This window comes from Saliniferula longa (genome assembly GCF_050789285.1).
Taxonomy (GTDB): Bacteria; Pseudomonadota; Alphaproteobacteria; order Rhodobacterales; family Rhodobacteraceae; genus CAVPWP01.
On record NZ_JBOUVX010000003.1, the window covers coordinates 607,658 to 624,432 of the forward strand.

Sequence of the window (16,775 nt, forward strand, 5' to 3'; positions counted from 1 at the left end):
CAGATGGCAATCGATGCAATCATCGTCGGCGCGGGCCACAACGGGCTTGTCGCGGCCTGCTATCTGGCCCGCGCCGGCATGAAGGTCGTCGTGGTCGAAAAGAACGACTGGGTCGGCGGCGCGGCGGTCAGCCGCGAGCTTCATCCCGGCTTTCTCTACTCGAACTGCTCCTACGTCTGCTCGCTGTTCCGCCCCGAGATCATGCGCGATCTGGAACTGCCGCGCTTCGGCTTGCAGGTTCTGCCCTACGAGGGCGGCGCGGTCCTGAAGGAGGATGGCGGCTACCTGGGGATGTTCCGCGACCACGACGCCAACCGGCGCGAGTTCGCCCGCCACAGCCTGCATGACGCGGAAGCCTACGATCGCTATTCGCGCGACATCATCCGCCATTGCCGGTTCATCCGGCCGCTGCTGATGCGCACGCCGCCCGACCCGGTTCGGATGCGCCCGCGCGATCTGGGAGAGCTTGCCTTCCTCGCGCGCCGGGTGCTCGAGCTGTCCGAAGCGCAGATCGCCGACATGATCCGCTTCTGGACGATGAGCATCGCGGATTATCTTGACGACTACTTCGAAAGCCCGGTGATAAAGGCCTACCTTGCCGTCTCGGCGATCATCGGCACGGCGCTTGGGCCGATGTCGCCGGGTTCGGCCTACGTGCTGCTTCACCACTACATGGGCGACGTCGACGGCAACGTCGGCGCCTGGGGCTTTGCCCGTGGCGGCATGGGGGCGATCACGAAGGCGCTTCAGGCCTCGCTCGAGGCGTCGGGCGGCACGGTGCGCGCGGGCAAGGGCGTGGCGCGCATCCTGGTCGAGGGCGGGCGCGCCGTCGGGGTCGAACTGGACGACGGCGAAGTCATCCGGGGCAAGCGCGTCGTCTCGGGGATGGACGTCAAGCGCACCTTCCTGCACCACGTCGACGAGGCGAAGCTGCCCGAGGACTTCGTCCGTTCGGTCCGACGGTTCAAGACGCGCGGCTCAAGCGGCAAGCTGAACATCGCGCTTGATTCCGCGCCGGTCTTCCCCGCCCTGCCCGAGGGCGCGCCGATGCTGCGCGGAGACCTGCACTTCACGGATTCGGTCGCCAAGATGGAGCGCGCCTATGACGACTGGAAATCCGGCCACTTCAGCCGCGACCCCTTCCAGGACGTGATGATTCCGACGATGATCGACCCCACGATGGTCCCGCCGGGCAAACACTTCATGTCCTGTTTCGTGCAGTACGCGCCTCCCAGAATCGAAGGACGCGACTGGACCGATGCCGACCGCGACGCCTTCGGGCGGACCTGTGTCGACCAGATCGAGCGCTTTTCGCCCGGCTTCTCGGACCGGATCCTGCACATGGAGGTGCGCACCCCGCGCGAACTCGAGGCCGAGGTGGGCCTGACCGAGGGCAACATCTTCCAGGGCGAACTGACCTTCGACCAGTTGCTCTTCAATCGCCCCGTGCCCGGCTATGCGCAGTACCGCAGTCCGGTGAAGGACCTCTGGATGTGCGGGTCCTCGACTCATCCGGGCGGCGGAGTGATGGGCGCGCCGGGTCGCAACGCTGCCGCCGAGATCCTGCGCGACGCGCGCCTGGGGGCCAAGGACATGAGGAATGCCTATGCCGTCCTCTGAGCGCGATATCGTCGTCATCGGCGGGGGCACCAACGGCCTGGCCTGCGCGGCTCGTCTGGCGAAGTCGGGGCGGCGGGTGACGCTGCTCGAGGCGGCCGAGACCTGCGGAGGCGGCGCGTCGACGGTGGAATTCGCGCCCGGCTACCGGGTCAGCGGGCTGGCGCATGTGCTCAACATGCTCGACCGGCGGGTAGCCGGTGAACTGCAACTGTCGCGGCATGGCCTAACCCTGGCCGAGGCCGACATGGCCACGACCGCGCTTGGCCAGCAGCCGCTCACGATCCGCCGTGGCCGGGCCGAAGGGCTGGACGCGACCGACGCGCTTGCCTGGGACGAGCTTTATCGCAGGCTTGACCGCTTCGCCGGCCTGCTGGCGCCTTTCCGCGAGATGACGCCGCCGCGCCTGTCGCGGAAGGCGGGCAACGATTTCAAGGGCCTGGCGCGCATGGGGCTGGATCTGCGCCGGATGGGCCGGGCCGAGACGCGCGAATTGCTGCGCGTCTTCCTGATCAACGTGGCCGACCTTCTCGAGGACGACCTGTCGGACGACCGGCTCAAGGGACTTGTCGCCTTCGACGCGACACTGGGGTCGTGGCTGGGACCGCGATCGCCCAATTCGCTGCTGCCGCTTCTGAACCGCATGGCGGGCGAGGCCGGCGGTCAGCGCGGGGCGCTGGCGCTGCCGAAGGGCGGCATGGGCGCCCTGGCCGAAGCAATGGTCGCCGCCGCCACCGGGGCCGGGGTCACGATCCGCACCGGCGCGCGCGTCGCCGCGATCCGCGTGGCCGATGACCGGGCGGCGGGCCTGACGCTTGACACGGGGGAAGAGATCGCGGCGGGCCTTGTCGTCTCGGCGATCTCGCCGCAGGCGACGCTGCGCCAGCTTGCCGGACCCGCCCATCTGGACACAGGCACGCTGCGGCAGGTCCGGGGCATCAAGTCGCGCGGCGCGGCGGCCAAGCTTCACCTCGCGCTGGCCGGCGCCCCCGATTTCGGCGGGGCCGACCTGCGCCACCGGCTTGTGATCGCGCCCTCGGTCGACGCGGTGGAACGCGCCTTCAACCCCGTGAAATACGGCGAGGTGCCCGAACGGCCGGTGATGGAAATCGTGATCCCGTCGGCGCATGACGCGGGTTTCGCGCCCGACGGCCACCATGTCCTGTCGGCCATCGTCCAGTACGCCCCGCACGCGCCCGCCGACCGCGAGGCCGCGCGCGCCGCGATGCTCGAGAACACGCTTGCGGTGCTCGAGGATCACGCGCCCGGCCTTCGCGGCCTGATCCGCCACGCCGAGATCCTGATGCCCTGGGACATCGAACAGCGCTACGGCCTGGCCGGCGGCAACTGGCACAGCGCCGAGCTTACCGTCGAACAGATGCTGTTCCTGCGCCCCTTCCACGGGGCGGCGCAGTACGAAAGCCCCCTTCCCGGCCTCTGGCTTGCTGGCGCGGGCAGCCACCCCGGTGGCGGGATTTCCGGGGCATCGGGCTGGAACGCCGCCGGCCGCATCCTGGGGGGCCGCGCATGACCGACCCGCGCCTGCATTACCTCGAACCGCTGCGCCGTTCGCCCTTCCATCCGCGAACCGCCGCCGCCAACCGGCTGTCGGACTGGGGTCCCTGGGCGGGCTATGTCTCGGCGCTGAGCTTTGGCGACACCGAGATGGAATACACCGCCATCCGCAACGCCGCTTCGGTCTATGACCTGTGCCCGATGGTGAAGTACCGCATCACCGGGAAGGACGCCGCCGCCTACCTTGACCGCCTGACGGTGCGCAGCGCCTCGAAGCTGTCGGTCGACGCGGTGCATTACACCGTCTGGTGCGACGACGCGGGCAAGGTGCTGGACGACGGCACGCTGTTCCGTTTCGGCGCCGAGGACTTCCTGCTTTGCTGCCAGGAACGGCACCTGCCCTGGCTGCTCGACGCCACCGACGGCTTCGACGTCACCGTGACCGAGATCACCGACGAGATCGCCGCACTGTCGCTTCAGGGCCCCTGCACGGCCTCGGTGCTTCAGGCGGCAGGCTTCGACGTAAGCGGCCTGAAGCCGTTCCGCATCGCGCGCTTCGACTTCGCTGGGACGGAATTGCGCGTCTCGCGCACGGGCTTCACGGGCGACCTCGGCTATGAACTCTGGATCGACCCCGCGCAGGCGCTGGCACTGTGGGATCACCTGATGTCCGCCGGCGCGCCCTGGGGCATCCGGCCGATCGGCTCGACCGCGCTGAACATGGCCCGGATCGAGGCGGGCTTCATCATCACCAACATGGATTTCGTCCCCGCCGAGCAGGCCCTGCGCGAGGATCGCGTGCGGTCGCCCTTCGAGCTGGGGCTCGACTGGCTGATCGACTGGGACAAGGGCCACTTCAACGGCCGCCGCGCGCTTCTGGCCGAACGCCGGGCGGGGTCGAAATGGGCGCTGGTCGGGCTTGACATCGACGGCAACATCGACGCCGACGGATCGCTCATCTATCACAACAAGACGCGCGAGGTGGGCTACATCAGCGCCGCCGTCTGGTCACCCACGACCAAGCGCAACATCGCACTGGCGCAGGTGCTGCGACCCTACCACGGCCCCAAGCGCGACAACCTCTGGGTCGAGGTCTATGCCCGGCGCGAACTGCAGTATGTGAAGCTCATGCTGAAGGCCGAAGTCGTCGACCGGCCCTTCTTCGCCCCGCCGCGCCGCCGCGCGACCCCACCCGGAGTGTTCTGATGACCGCGATGAACAGCCCCCTTCTCGACCATTGCCCGTCCACACTGCCGGCGCAGGCCTATTTCGACCCCGCCTGGTTCGAGGCCGAGCGCGCGCGGATCTGGGCACGCGAATGGGTGCCGGCGGGCCGCATCGACAGCTTTCCCGACCGCACCATCCGCCGCGTCGAGATCGCGGGCGCAAGCGTCATCGTCCTGCGCGACGGGGCCGAATTGCGCGCCTATCACAACGTCTGCCGCCACCGCGGGGCCGAGCTGTGCGCGGCCGAAACCGAGCCCTTGCGGGGCAAGCTTGTCACCTGCCCCTACCACGCCTGGGCCTATGCCACCGACGGGCGCCTCGTGTCGACCGCGTTCGGCACGCCGACTGCCGATTTCCGCAAGGAAGACAACGGCCTCTTGCCCGTGGCGCTGCGGCTTTGGAATGGCTTCGTCTTCCTTTGCCTGGCAGAAACCCCGCCGGCCTTCGCCCCCGACATCGGCATCGCCGACGCCGCGTTGAGCCTTGCCGCGCTCGACAACTGGCCGATGGACCGGCTTGTCGTCGGGCACCGGCTTGAGACGACGATCGCCTGCAACTGGAAGATCTTCTGGGAAAACTACAACGAGTGCCTGCATTGTCCGGGCATCCATTCCCAACTGTCGGCGCGCGTGCCGGTCTATGCCAAGGGCATCATGTCGCCCGCGGAAAGCGCCGAGACGGCCGCGGCCCCGGGCCCGGTCTATGCCGACGGGGCCGAAACCTGGACCGTGAGCGGCCGCCCCTGCGGCCCGGTGTTCGACGGCCTGACCGCGGCCGAACGCGCCGAGGGGCACCGCTTCGTCACGACCTATCCCGGCAGCTTCGTCGTGGCGCATGTCGACTATGTGCGCGCGATGACCCTGACCCCGATCTCGCCCGAGGAAACGCGGCTCAAGGCCGAATGGCTGTTCCTGCCCGAAACGCTGGCGCGGCCCGATTTCGACCTGTCGGACGTCGTCGACTTCGCCTCGACCGTCATCGCCGAGGATGCCGCCGCCTGCGAGATGAACCAGCGCGGCCTACGGTCGCCGGCCTATGTCTCGGGGCGTCTCATGCCGCAGGAATTCGACATCGCGCGTTTCCATCGCTGGGTGCTTGAACGTGTGGGCAACGACGTTCCGAACCTGAAGGCGGAGAGCTGAGATGAACAAGACAGTCAAGCGCCAGAAACCCGAAACCTGGGACCGCCGCGGCCTGCCGGCCTGGACCTATCATTCGCAGGCGCTGTTCGATCTCGAGCGCACGGACCTGTTTCTGAACCACTGGCAGATCGCGGGGCACGTCAGCGACATCCCCGGACCGGGCGACTGGCTGAGTTTCGACTTCCTGGACGAACGCGCGCTTGTGATCCGCGACCGCGACGGCGTGGTGCGCGCCTTCCACAACCTGTGCCGCCACCGCGGCGCGCGACTTGTCGACGGTCCCGCGGGACGCTGCCGGTCGGCGCTGGTTTGCCCGTTCCATGGCTGGGTCTACAACACCGACGGCACGCTGCGCGGCCCGTCGCGCCCCGAGACCTTCGGCGACCTGGACCGCGCCGACTTCGGGCTGAAGCCGGTCGAGATGGAGATCCTGCACGGCTTCATCTTCGTGCGCTTCAATCCCGGGCCACAGCCGTCGGTCAAGACGCTGCTCGCGCCCTTCGCGGCCGATTTCACGGCCTATGGCGCGGCGGATTTCCTTCCGGCCCGCGACACCGCGTGGACGGCGACGCTGCCGGTGAACTGGAAGTCGGTCCGCGACGTCGACAACGAGGGCTATCACGTCGCCATGGCCCACCCCGCGCTGCAGGACCTTTACGGCCGCACCTATCGTGACCTAGCCTACACGAACGGCATCTCGGCCTCCTACGCCGAATTCGGCGACCATCCCGGGCGGCTCTGGTCGGTGCGCCACTACCTCAAGATCGCGCCTGTGCAGGAGCATCTGCCGCAGCGGCTGCGGCGCAGCTGGACCTACTTCGGCCTTTTCCCGAACGCGGTCATCGCCTTCACCCCGGAAAGCGCCCAATACTACCAGGAGGTGCCGCGCGCCCTGGGCGAGACCGAGCTGCGCGGGCGCATCTACCGACGCCCGAACGAAACGCGCGCGACGCGGCTTGCGCGCTATCTCGCCTACCGGATCGACCGCGAGACCGGGCTCGAGGATCAGCAGCTGTCGATCTGGTCGAACGAATCGATGCGCTCGTCGGCCTTCGACGAGTTCCACCTGTCCGATCTGGAATACGGCGTGCGCAATCACCACGACCAGATCCGCCGGATCCTGCCCGTCACACGACTTCGTGACACCCCCTCCGAAGGGGAAGTCGCGGCAAGGAACAACGATCTGCTTCGCGCCGAAGACATCTCGGTCTAGCATCATCGCGAACAAGACCAGAAAGGGAAGAAAACCCATGACCAGACTTACCCGCCGCTCGTCCATCGCCCTGCTGGGCGGGACGCTCGCCGCCCCTTTCGTGCGCCCGTCCTGGGCGCAGGCCGGACAGGTCAACGTCTACAACTGGTCGGACTACATCGGCGAGACGACGCTTGAGGATTTCGAAGCCGAAACCGGCATCCGCGTCGTCTATGACACCTACGCCTCGTCCGAGGAGATGGAGGCCAAGATGCTGGCCGGGGCCACCGGCTATGACGTGACGCTTGCGGCCGGCGTCTCGATGCCGATGTTCGTGAAGGCGGGCGTTTTCCAGGAACTCGACCACGCGGCCTTGCCGGGGCTCGAGAACATGAACCCCACGCTGATGAAGATTCTCGAAGGCTGGGACCCGGGGCTGAAGCACGTCGTGCCCTACATGTGGGGCTCGGTCGGGTTCACGTTCAACGTCGACATGGTGCGCGAACGCCTGCCCGATGCCGACCTCGAGGACCTTGCGACGATCTTCTCGCCCGAAAACGCGGCCAAGCTGGCCGATTGCGGGATCTCGATCCTCGACAGCCCGACCGACATCATGAAGATGGTGCTGCCCTATCTGGGTCTTGATGGCGACAGCAAGAGCCCCGAGGACTTCGAAAAGGTGGTGGCCGCCTTCGAACCGATCCGGCCCCATATCCGCACCTTCGACAACACGAACTACCTTAATGCGATTCCGAACGGCGAGCTTTGCGTAGCCAACACCTGGTCGGGCGACTACGGGGTCGCGGCGGCGCGCGCAGCCGAGGCCGGGATCGAGCTGAACCTGCAATACGTCGTGCCCAAGACCGGCGCGCCGCTTTGGTTCGACGTCTGGGCAGTTCCCACCGACGCCCCGCACACCGAGGCCGCCTACGAATTCCTGCGTTACATGCTGCGCCCCGAAGTGGTGGCGGCCGCGACGAACTACACGCTTTACGCCAACGCCAACGACGCGGCCCGAGAGTTCGTCGACGACTACATCCTCGAGGATCCGGCGGTCTATCCCGACGACGAGACGATCTCGCGGCTGTTCGTGACGACGCCCGACGACGAGGACATGAACCGCATGGTCACCCGCGCCTGGCAGCGGGTGAAGTCGGGCTGAGACGGGGGACGGCCTGGCAGGTCCCGGCGAAATGGACGCGATGACAAGCACAGCACCCGGGCAGGCGGCCACGGCCGCCCCTGCCCGGACATCTCCACCCTTCGTGACCGTCGAACAGGTGACAAAGCGCTTCGGCGATTTCACCGCCGTGGACGATGTGTCCTTCGAAATCCAGAAGGGCGAGATCTTTTCGCTTCTCGGGGGATCGGGCTGCGGCAAGACCACGCTTCTGCGGGTGCTCGCGGGCTTCGAGGAACCCACGAAGGGCCGCGTGCTGATCGACGGGCAGGACATGGCCGGCGTGCCGGCCTATGACCGTCCGGTGAACATGATGTTCCAGTCCTACGCGCTTTTCCCGCACATGACGGTCGAGAAGAACGTGGGCTACGGGCTCAAGCACGAAAGCATGACCGCCGCCCAGCGCCGCGACCGCGTGCGCGAGATGCTCGACCTCGTGCAGCTGACCGAGTTCGCGCATCGCAAGCCGCACCAGATCTCGGGCGGGCAGCGCCAGCGGGTGGCGCTGGCCCGGGCGCTGGCCCGGGCGCCGAAGCTTCTGCTTCTGGACGAACCGCTGGCCGCGCTGGACAAGAAGCTGCGCGAACACACCCAGTTCGAGCTGATGGCGATTCAGGAACGCACTGGCGTGACCTTCGTCGTCGTCACCCACGACCAGGAAGAGGCGATGACGCTGTCCTCGCGCCTTGCGGTGATGGACAAGGGGCGGATCATGCAGATCGGCAGCTCGACCGATGTCTACGAGTTTCCGAAGAACCGCTTCGTCGCGGGCTTCATCGGCTCGATCAACCAGTTCGACGCCCGCATCGTTTCGATCGGCGGCGACGTCGCGCGGGTGCTGGTGCCCGACCTGGGCGGCGAGGTCGACGCGGCCGCCATCCCCGGCCTTGTGCCCGGCCAGGAGGTCAACTTGGCGGTCCGCCCCGAGAAGATCGCGATCTCGCGCAGGCGGCCCGACACCGACGACTCTGCGCAGGGACGGGTCGAAAGCCTGGCCTATTTCGGCAAGGACTCGCTTTACCGCGTGCGGCTGCACAGCGGTGCGATCGTTCTGGTCAACAGCGTGAACGATCGCCGCGCCGGCGAACACGCCCGCGTGGCCGACTGGGAGGACGAGGTCTGGCTGTCGTTCGAACCCGCCTCGGCCATCCTTCTGACGGAATGACGGGATGGACGAGGCCCGCCGCACCTCTCGCCTGCTGAGCTGGTTCAACCAAAGGGGATGGGCAAAGGTCACGGTGGCCACGCCCTATGTCTGGCTTCTCCTGTTCTTCCTCGTCCCCTTCGTCATCGTCGTGGCGATGAGCGTGGCGACACGCACCCCCACCGCTCCGCCCTTCGGCTATGGTGGCGAGAACCCGGTCATCAACTGGGAAAACTATCAGCGCCTGTTCACCGACACGCTCTATATCCGCGCCTATTTCAGCTCGATCGTGAACGCCGGCATCGCCACGGTCTTCTGCCTGCTGATCGGCTATCCGATGGCGCTGGGCCTCACACGGGTCGGCAAGCGCTGGCGCAACGTGCTTCTGATGCTGGTCATCCTGCCGTTCTGGACGTCGTTCCTGCTGCGCGTCTATGCTTGGATGGGGCTGATGGGCTCCAATTCCTGGTTCAACCGCCTGTTGACCTCGTGGTGGAACGCGCTGGTTCCCGAAAGCATGGAACTGCGCGCGATCCAGATGATGAACACCGACTTCGCGGTCGTGCTGGTGATGGTCTATTCCTACCTGCCGTTCATGATCCTTCCCCTCTTCGCCAACCTCGAAAAGCTCGACCCCGCGCTGGACGAGGCGGCGATGGACCTTGGCTCGCGCCCGTTTCAGGTGTTCTGGGACGTGACGCTGCCGCAAAGCTGGCCGGGGATCGTGGCCGGCGGTCTTCTGGTCTTCATCCCGGCAAGCGGCGAGCTGATCATTCCGACGCTGGTCGGCAATGCCGGCCAGCCGATGATCGGGCGGGTGATCTCGGACGAATTCTCGGCCGCGCGCGACTGGCCGATGGCCTCGGCCGTGGCGGTGGCGCTTCTGATGCTGCTCGTCGTGCCGATCATGGTCTATACCTACCTCGAAGGCCGCGCGAGCCGCGAGGCCGAGGCCCGCGAACGGGGCAGGCCATGAGGCGCCGCCCGCTGTTTCTTTACGCGATGCTCTGCTTCGGCTTCGCCTTCTTCTATGTCCCGATCCTGTCGATGATCGTCTATTCCTTCAACGACTCGCGGCTGGCGACGGTCTGGGGCGGGTTCTCGACCCGGTGGTATTTCGAGCTGTTCAAGAACGACCAAGTGATGCGCGCGGCCCTTCTGTCGCTGAAGATCGCTGTAATCAGCGCGACCTTCGCGACGATCCTGGGCACCATGGCGGGGATCGCGCTTGCGCGGTTCCGCCGCTTCCGCGGGCGCACCATGTTCTCCGGCATGATCACCGCGCCGCTCGTGATGCCCGAGGTGATCACCGGTATCGCCATGTTGATGATGTTCATCCTGATGGCCGATTGGATCGGCTGGCCGGCGCAGCGCGGCTTCACCACGGTGACGCTGGCGCATATCACCTTCTCGCTGGTCTTCGTCGCCACGATCGTTCATTCGCGCCTGCTTCAGGCCGACGTCTCGGTCGAAGAGGCCGCGGTCGACCTGGGATCGCGGCCCTGGCAGGTGATGTGGGACATCACGCTGCCGATCATCTCGCCCGCGATCCTTGCGGGCTGGCTTCTGGCGTTCACCATCTCTCTCGACGACGTGGTGATCACCAGCTTCACCACCGGCCCCGGCAACACCACCCTGCCGATCCTGATCTGGTCGAAGGTCAAGCTTGGCGTGACGCCCGACATCAACGCGCTGGCGACGATCACGGTGACCGTGGTCGGCATCGGCGTGCTGATCGCGGGGATCGTGATGAACCGGGCCGAAGCGCGGCGCGAGCGCGAGGCCCAGCTTGCCTATCAGGACAACAGCTGATGCGTGACTGGAGTGCCGTCGACCTTCGCCAGCTCCGGCTTCTGCGCGCCCCGGTCGGCACGCCCGGCGCGGCGCGCGCGCGCTATGGCGCGGCGATGCATTTCTACCAACGGGGCGCGATGAGCGCGCGTGCGCTTGAGGTCTATCGCATCTGCGCGACGCGCGACCTTGACGATCCGGCCGCGCTGCTCAGGACACGCGGCATCGCGGACCGCCTGCCGCCCGCGCCGAAGTTCCGCCCCGACCTTGCCGTGGAGGACCTGATCGACGAGGCCGATCTTTACCTCTCGGGCCTTGGCGGCCCTGGCATCTCCGAAGCGCGGGCCCTGCTGGCGCGCGGGCGCGGCCTTCCCGTGGCGACCGGACGAAGCCGAAACCGGGTCGTGGCGGCACATCTGCCCGCGGCCCTCGATGCGCTGGCGGCGACGCATCCGACACTGGCGCTGGCGATCCGCCTTGCCGCGCCGCACCTGCCCTGGAACACCTACGACTACGACGACCCCGCGATCGGCCCGCACTTCCCCAAGGCCCACGCCTTCTGCTCGATCCTGGGCGAAGATGGCGCGGCGATCCGGGTCGAGGGGATGGACTTCGGCCTGTTCCTTGTCGCGCCGCATGTGCTTTACCGCGACCACGCCCACGCCGCGCCCGAGCTTTACGCCCCGTTGACCGGCCCGCATGGCTGGCGCTTCGCCCCGGACGCGCCGCTGGTCCTCAGGCCCGCGCACCGCCCGGTCTGGAACGTCCCGCACGCGGCACACCTGATCAAGGTGGGCCCTGTGCCCTTCCTCTGCCTCTTCGCCTGGACCGCCGATATCGCGTCCCCGGCCTATGTCCTGCCCGCATCCGACTGGGACAGGCTGGACACCCTGCGACTGGAGACGCCCGGATGACGGCCGACCTGATCCTTCTCAACGCCGACATCCGCACCATGGACCCCACGCTGCCGGGCGCCACCGCGCTTGCGGTCCGGAACGGGCGTGTTCTTGCGCTGGGGGGCACCGATGCGATCGCCGCCCTCGCCGGTCCGGGCACCCGGACGATCGACGCCGGCGGGCGGCTGGTCCTGCCGGGGTTTCAGGATGCCCATGTCCATCTGCTCGACGGCGGAACCGACATGGTCTCGGGCGCCGCGCTGTGGGAGGTCGAGACGGTCGAGGCGCTGCTCGACGCGATGGCCGCCCACGCCGCGCGCTGGAGCGGACCTCTGGTTCTGGGCAGCGGCTGGCAGGCCGGCATCTTCGGAGAGCACAACCTGACCGCCGCCCTTCTCGACCGCGCGGTGCCCGATCGGCCCTGCCTGATCTACGATTCCTCCTATCACTCGGCCTGCGCCAACAGCGCCGCGCTGCGCATGGCCGGGATCGACGAGGCGACGGCGGACCCCGAGACGGGGCACATCGTCCGGGACCGCGCGGGCCGCGCGACGGGCATGCTTCACGAGGCGGCGACAAGCCTGGTGCGCGACCGCCTGCCCGCAACCGAGGACACGACACGGATCGCCGGGCTGCGGGCCGGACAGGCGCACGCCAACCGCCACGGGATCACCGGCATCGTCGACCCGCTGGTCGACCACCATCACGCCCGGGCCTATGCCGCCCTGGCCGCCGAGGACGCGCTGACGCTGCGTGTTTCGGGCGCCGGGATCGTCCGGCCCGAGGACAGTGTCGAGACGGCACTGGAGCGGCTTCTTGGCTGGCGCGCGGCGCATTCCGGGCCGCTTTTTCACGTGAACGCGGCCAAGTTCTTCCTCGACGGCGTGCTCGAGAACCGGACCGCCGCGCTGATCGCCCCCTACGCCGACGCGGCGGGCGGCAACGCGCCCTTGATGTTCGCCCCCGATCAGATCGCGGCGCTGTTCACCGCGATCGACGCAGCGCGGTTCCAGATCCATGTCCATGTGATCGGCGACCTTGCGGCGCGGGCGGCCCTCGACGGGCTCGAGGCAGCGCGGGCGGCAAACACGCCCTGGCCCGCGCTCGCCCAGCTTGCCCATCTTCAGCTGGTGGATCCGGCCGATTTCGTCCGCATCGCGCGGCTTGGCGCGATGGCGAACATCCAGCCGCTCTGGGCGCGCCACGACACGGTCGTTCCCGACGAGTGGATCGACATGATCGGCCCCGACCGCCTGCCCTTCGCCTATGCCTTCCGCCGGATGATCGACGCGGGCGCGCCCTTCTGCCTGTCGTCGGACTTCCCGGTGTCCACGCTCAACCCGTTCGAGATCATCGAGACCGCCGTCACCCGCCAGCCGCGCCGGCGCGACGGCAACCGCCCGCCCTTCCTTCCGGCCGAACGCCTGAGCGTGGCCGAGGCGGTGGCGGGCTACACCTGCCACGCGGCCCGGGCCTGCTGGCGCGGCGATACCACCGGCCGGCTTCTGCCCGGGCTTTCGGCCGACCTTGTGCTGCTGGACCGCGACATCTTCCGCTGTCCCGCGCACGAGATCGGCGATACCGAGGTGTTGCTGACGCTTTTCCGGGGACGGGCGGTCTGGCGACACGACAGCTTCGACGGAGGGGACACCGAATGACCGATGCGGAACTTTATTCAGGATCGCTGATCCACCTGCTGGAGAAGATCTGGGGCGAAGGTTTCCTGTCGCCCGGCGGGCCCGACGAGGTCGCACGGCTGGTGGGCCAGCACGACTTTACCGGTCGCACCGTGCTTGACATCGGCTGCGGTGCGGGCGGGATCGACATCGCCCTGGCGCGCGCCCATGGCGCGGGCTACGTCACCGGGATCGACGTCGAGGACGGCGTGATCGCGCGGGCGCGCGAACTTGTTCGGGCCGCCGGGCTTGACGACCGGATCGGCCTTGTGAAGGTCGCCCCCGGCCCCCTGCCCTTCCCGCCCGGCACCTTCGAGATCGTCTTCTCGAAGGACTCGATCGTCCATATCCCCGACAAGCATGCCATGGCGGCCGAGGTCTTTCGCGTGCTGAAACCCGGCGGCTGGTTCGTGGCCTCGGACTGGCTGATCGGACATGATGGCGCGCCGTCGCCGCAGATGGCCGACTACATCACGTCCGAGGGCCTCGACTTCGGCATGGCAAGCCCGGCGCGGTATCGCGGCGCGCTCGAGGCCGCGGGCTTCACCGACATCCGCATCGAAAGCCGCAACGCCTGGTACCGCGAAGAGGCAAGGCGCGAGCTCGAGCGCATGAGGGGCCCCTGGCGCAAGGGCGCCGAGGCCGAGCTTGGCGCCGACTTCGTCGCCCACAACATCGAGATCTGGGAACGGATGGTGCCCGTCCTTGAAAGCGGCGAGCACTGCCCGACGCATCTGCACGCCCGCAAGCCCGCCTGACGTCATCGCGGCGTCACGGCATGGCGGCAGGATCGCGCGGGGAACACGGCGAACACGGGGAACGACACGATGAGCACCGCCTTCTTCACCACGCCGGGACGGTTCTTCCGGGGCAACCTGCACACGCATTCGACGCGCTCGGACGGCGTGCTGCCGCCGGACGAAGTCTGCCGCCGCTATCGCGCGGAAGGCTATGACTTCCTTGCACTCACCGACCATTTCGTGGGCCTCTACGGCTTCCCGATCACTGACACGACCGGCCTCCGCGACACGGGCTTCACCACGATCCTGGGCGCCGAAGTGCATTCGGGCGCGATGGCGAACGGCGAGATCTGGCATCTGGTGGCCGTGGGCCTGCCGCCCGACTTCACGCCCGGCGACGTGCCGCATTTCGGGCCTGTCGAAGGGCAGGAAAGCGCGGCCGACCTGGCCCGGCGCTGCGTCGAGGCCGGGGCCTATGTCGCCATCGCGCATCCGCAGTGGTCGGGCCTGACGATGGAGGACGCGCGCCTGATCGAGGCCGCCCACGCAGTCGAGGTCTACAACCACGGTTGCGCGATCGGCTGCGACCGGCCGGACGGCTTCCACACGCTGGACCTTCTCTTGACCGAGGGGCGGCGGCTGAACCTGATCGCCACCGACGACGCGCATTTCTCGGAGCCCGATCACTTCGGCGGCTGGGTCATGGTGAAGTCCAGCGCGAACGAACCTCAGGCGCTTCTCGACGCGCTGAAGGCCGGTCACTTCTATTCAAGCCAGGGCCCCGAGATCCGCGACATCCGCGTGCACGCGACCCACATCGAGGTCGACTGCTCGCCCGCCGCGGCGATCATCGTGCAGGGCCAGGGCTCGGCCGCGCGCGCGCTGCACGGGGCGTCGATGACCACGGGGCGGATGGAGCTTTCGCGCTTCGCCGCCTCGCCCTGGCTGAGGGTGACGGTGGTGGACCGGGCGGGTCGGCGGGCGTGGTCGAACCCTGTGTGGGTCAACTAGCCGGGCGACGGCGCCCACACCGGGGAAGCCCGCCCCACCCGAGGCGGCGAACCTTCAATTCCCCAGTAGCGCGGCGCCGTCCGGGCCGTCGATCACGTGTTTCCACCGGCCGTCCCGTTGATTGCGGGCCAACTCGACAGTCATGCCGCGGGCCGTGTGCCTGCTTGCCGTCGTCGGCATCCACGCGTTCTGCACAAGCGCCGGATCCGCCGTTTCGAACACGACCCGGCCCTTGAACCCAATCGCGGCCCCGGAAGCGACGGACCCCTCCTGCAAGACCAAGCGGATCCGGTCGGTGCCTCTTGCCGTGCCCTTGTGGGTCGGGAAGAGGGCATCGTCTTCGTCAAGTTCCAGCAACCCGTCGATGCCTCCCCCCGAAAGCCTTTCCGAAACGAGTCCGGTCAGGTTCTTCGCGCTGTCGGCCGCCGCATCCTTTCCCCCTGTTGGTTCCGAAACGCCATAATGGAAGCGCCCGGCGGCCCAGACTTCAGGCGGCTCCCCCTTAAGGCCGGCGGCGCGGAAAGACCCGTTTGGTCCGCCTTGCGACCCACCCCCTACGCCGTCTCGGACGACTGCGCCCAAAGGTCGATATTGCCGGCCTCGGAATGGGCGTCGATCTCGGCCAGTTCCTCGGCCGTGAAGTCGAGGTTCCCGATCGCCCCGACGCAGTCGGTGATCTGCGACGGCTTCGAGGCGCCGATGAGCGCGGTGGTGATGCCACCGTCGCGCAGGACCCAGGCGATCGCCATTTGCGCAAGCGTCTGGCCGCGCCGTTCGGCCACCGCGTTCAGCGCGCGCAGGTTGGCAAGCGCCCGGTCCGACAGCATCCCAGGGTCAAGCGACTTGCCCTGCGTGGCCCGGCTGCCTTCGGGGATGCCGCCCAGGTACTTTCCCGTCAGCATCCCCTGGGCAAGCGGCGTGAAGGCGATCGAGCCCACGCCAAGCTCGGCCAGCGTTTCCTTCAGCCCGTCGCGTTCGACCCAACGGTTGAGCATGTTGTAGGCCGGCTGATGGATCAGGCAGGGCGTGCCGAGATCCTTCAGGATCGCCACCGCCTCGCGCGTGCGGGCCGAGTTGTAGGACGAGATGCCCGCGTAAAGCGCACGCCCCGACCGCACGATGTGGTCAAGCGCGCCCATCGTCTCTTCCAGCGGGGTGTCGGGGTCGAAGCGGTGCGAATAGAAGATGTCGACGTAGTCGAGGCCCATACGCTTCAGCGACTGGTCGCAGGAGGCGATCAGGTACTTCCGGCTGCCCCATTCGCCATAGGGGCCGTCCCACATCAGGTATCCCGCCTTCGACGAAATGATCAGCTCGTCGCGATAGCCCCGGAAATCGGTGCGCAGGATCTCGCCGAAGGCCTCTTCGGCGCTGCCCGGGGGCGGGCCATAGTTGTTGGCCAGATCGAAATGCGTGATCCCGGCATCGAAGGCCGTGCGGCACAGCGCGCGCTTGGTGTCATGCGGCGTGTCGCCCCCGAAGTTGTGCCAAAGCCCAAGCGAGATCGCCGGCAGTTGAACCCCGGACCGCCCGCAACGGCGATAGATCATGCGGGAATAGCGGTCCTCGGCGGGAATGTAGGTCATGACGCACTCCTTCTGGCGGATCGGCAGAACATCATGACCGCTGGCGATCCGCAATGCC

The 16,775-nt window shown here is 67.8% G+C and carries 15 protein-coding genes; 13 read left to right on the forward strand and 2 right to left on the reverse strand.

Annotated elements, in window-relative coordinates:
- The first annotated feature begins 3 nt into the window (after positions 1-3).
- From ACRDNQ_RS15970 to ACRDNQ_RS16030, 13 genes are all read left to right on the forward strand, one after another.
- On the forward strand, positions 4-1,620 hold the full coding sequence (locus ACRDNQ_RS15970; protein WP_431829684.1) for a phytoene desaturase family protein: 1,617 nt from the start codon (positions 4-6) through the stop codon (positions 1,618-1,620).
- A complete protein-coding gene (locus ACRDNQ_RS15975; protein WP_431829685.1) occupies positions 1,601-3,148 on the forward strand; it encodes a phytoene desaturase family protein in 1,548 nt (515 codons plus the stop codon). Before ACRDNQ_RS15970 ends, ACRDNQ_RS15975 begins: the two co-directional genes overlap by 20 nt.
- The gene (locus ACRDNQ_RS15980) at positions 3,145-4,338 is read left to right on the forward strand and encodes an aminomethyltransferase family protein (protein WP_431829686.1); all 1,194 of its coding nucleotides are present in this window, start codon (positions 3,145-3,147) and stop codon (positions 4,336-4,338) included. Before ACRDNQ_RS15975 ends, ACRDNQ_RS15980 begins: the two co-directional genes overlap by 4 nt.
- Positions 4,338-5,501: an aromatic ring-hydroxylating oxygenase subunit alpha gene (locus tag ACRDNQ_RS15985; protein ID WP_431829687.1), complete on the forward strand. Its 1,164-nt coding sequence runs from the start codon at positions 4,338-4,340 to the stop codon at positions 5,499-5,501. The genes ACRDNQ_RS15980 and ACRDNQ_RS15985 overlap by 1 nt, the downstream gene beginning before the upstream one ends.
- A gap of 1 nt (position 5,502) precedes the next feature.
- Positions 5,503-6,714, forward strand: a complete 1,212-nt coding sequence (locus ACRDNQ_RS15990; RefSeq protein WP_431829688.1) for an aromatic ring-hydroxylating oxygenase subunit alpha — start codon at positions 5,503-5,505, stop codon at positions 6,712-6,714.
- Positions 6,715-6,751: 37 nt separating this feature from the next.
- Positions 6,752-7,855 carry a polyamine ABC transporter substrate-binding protein gene (locus ACRDNQ_RS15995; protein ID WP_431829689.1) on the forward strand — a complete coding sequence of 368 codons (1,104 nt, stop codon included), beginning with the start codon at positions 6,752-6,754 and terminating at the stop codon, positions 7,853-7,855.
- Positions 7,856-7,895: 40 nt separating this feature from the next.
- Positions 7,896-9,038 carry an ABC transporter ATP-binding protein gene (locus ACRDNQ_RS16000; protein ID WP_431829690.1) on the forward strand — a complete coding sequence of 381 codons (1,143 nt, stop codon included), beginning with the start codon at positions 7,896-7,898 and terminating at the stop codon, positions 9,036-9,038.
- A 4-nt stretch (positions 9,039-9,042) separates the two neighbouring features.
- Complete coding sequence (locus ACRDNQ_RS16005; RefSeq protein WP_431829691.1) at positions 9,043-9,993, forward strand: ABC transporter permease; 951 nt, start codon at positions 9,043-9,045, stop codon at positions 9,991-9,993.
- Entirely contained in the window at positions 9,990-10,829 is an 840-nt protein-coding gene (locus tag ACRDNQ_RS16010) for an ABC transporter permease subunit (protein WP_431829692.1), read from the forward strand. The genes ACRDNQ_RS16005 and ACRDNQ_RS16010 overlap by 4 nt, the downstream gene beginning before the upstream one ends.
- Entirely contained in the window at positions 10,829-11,722 is an 894-nt protein-coding gene (locus ACRDNQ_RS16015) for a dimethylsulfonioproprionate lyase family protein (protein ID WP_431829693.1), read from the forward strand. Before ACRDNQ_RS16010 ends, ACRDNQ_RS16015 begins: the two co-directional genes overlap by 1 nt.
- Positions 11,719-13,362 carry an amidohydrolase gene (locus ACRDNQ_RS16020; protein ID WP_431829694.1) on the forward strand — a complete coding sequence of 548 codons (1,644 nt, stop codon included), beginning with the start codon at positions 11,719-11,721 and terminating at the stop codon, positions 13,360-13,362. The genes ACRDNQ_RS16015 and ACRDNQ_RS16020 overlap by 4 nt, the downstream gene beginning before the upstream one ends.
- Complete coding sequence (locus ACRDNQ_RS16025; RefSeq protein WP_431829695.1) at positions 13,359-14,138, forward strand: methyltransferase domain-containing protein; 780 nt, start codon at positions 13,359-13,361, stop codon at positions 14,136-14,138. The genes ACRDNQ_RS16020 and ACRDNQ_RS16025 overlap by 4 nt, the downstream gene beginning before the upstream one ends.
- 69 nt (positions 14,139-14,207) lie before the next feature.
- On the forward strand, positions 14,208-15,131 hold the full coding sequence (locus ACRDNQ_RS16030) for a PHP domain-containing protein (protein ID WP_431829696.1): 924 nt from the start codon (positions 14,208-14,210) through the stop codon (positions 15,129-15,131).
- A gap of 54 nt (positions 15,132-15,185) precedes the next feature.
- Here ACRDNQ_RS16030 and ACRDNQ_RS16035 read toward each other — a convergent pair whose 3' ends face one another.
- Entirely contained in the window at positions 15,186-15,488 is a 303-nt protein-coding gene (locus tag ACRDNQ_RS16035; protein ID WP_431829697.1) for a hypothetical protein, read from the reverse strand.
- A 197-nt stretch (positions 15,489-15,685) separates the two neighbouring features.
- Positions 15,686-16,717 (reverse strand): L-glyceraldehyde 3-phosphate reductase, encoded by a 1,032-nt coding sequence (gene mgrA, locus ACRDNQ_RS16040; protein ID WP_431829698.1) that lies wholly within the window; start codon positions 16,715-16,717, stop codon positions 15,686-15,688.
- Between the last annotated feature and the right edge of the window lie 58 nt (positions 16,718-16,775).

Excerpts from the sequence above, each read along its gene's own strand:
- ACRDNQ_RS15995 (WP_431829689.1), top strand. The coding sequence starts at position 6,752 with ATGACCAGACTTACCCGCCGCTCGTCCATCGCCCTGCTGGGCGGGACG.
- ACRDNQ_RS15985 (WP_431829687.1), top strand. The coding sequence starts at position 4,338 with ATGACCGCGATGAACAGCCCCCTTCTCGACCATTGCCCGTCCACACTG.
- mgrA (WP_431829698.1), bottom strand. The coding sequence starts at position 16,717 with ATGACCTACATTCCCGCCGAGGACCGCTATTCCCGCATGATCTATCGC.
- ACRDNQ_RS15980 (WP_431829686.1), top strand. The coding sequence starts at position 3,145 with ATGACCGACCCGCGCCTGCATTACCTCGAACCGCTGCGCCGTTCGCCC.
- ACRDNQ_RS16020 (WP_431829694.1), top strand. The coding sequence starts at position 11,719 with ATGACGGCCGACCTGATCCTTCTCAACGCCGACATCCGCACCATGGAC.
- ACRDNQ_RS15975 (WP_431829685.1), top strand. The coding sequence starts at position 1,601 with ATGCCTATGCCGTCCTCTGAGCGCGATATCGTCGTCATCGGCGGGGGC.
- ACRDNQ_RS16015 (WP_431829693.1), top strand. The coding sequence starts at position 10,829 with ATGCGTGACTGGAGTGCCGTCGACCTTCGCCAGCTCCGGCTTCTGCGC.
- ACRDNQ_RS15990 (WP_431829688.1), top strand. The coding sequence starts at position 5,503 with ATGAACAAGACAGTCAAGCGCCAGAAACCCGAAACCTGGGACCGCCGC.
- ACRDNQ_RS16030 (WP_431829696.1), top strand. The coding sequence starts at position 14,208 with ATGAGCACCGCCTTCTTCACCACGCCGGGACGGTTCTTCCGGGGCAAC.
- ACRDNQ_RS15970 (WP_431829684.1), top strand. The coding sequence starts at position 4 with ATGGCAATCGATGCAATCATCGTCGGCGCGGGCCACAACGGGCTTGTC.
- ACRDNQ_RS16005 (WP_431829691.1), top strand. The coding sequence starts at position 9,043 with ATGGACGAGGCCCGCCGCACCTCTCGCCTGCTGAGCTGGTTCAACCAA.
- ACRDNQ_RS16010 (WP_431829692.1), top strand. The coding sequence starts at position 9,990 with ATGAGGCGCCGCCCGCTGTTTCTTTACGCGATGCTCTGCTTCGGCTTC.
- ACRDNQ_RS16000 (WP_431829690.1), top strand. The coding sequence starts at position 7,896 with ATGACAAGCACAGCACCCGGGCAGGCGGCCACGGCCGCCCCTGCCCGG.
- ACRDNQ_RS16025 (WP_431829695.1), top strand. The coding sequence starts at position 13,359 with ATGACCGATGCGGAACTTTATTCAGGATCGCTGATCCACCTGCTGGAG.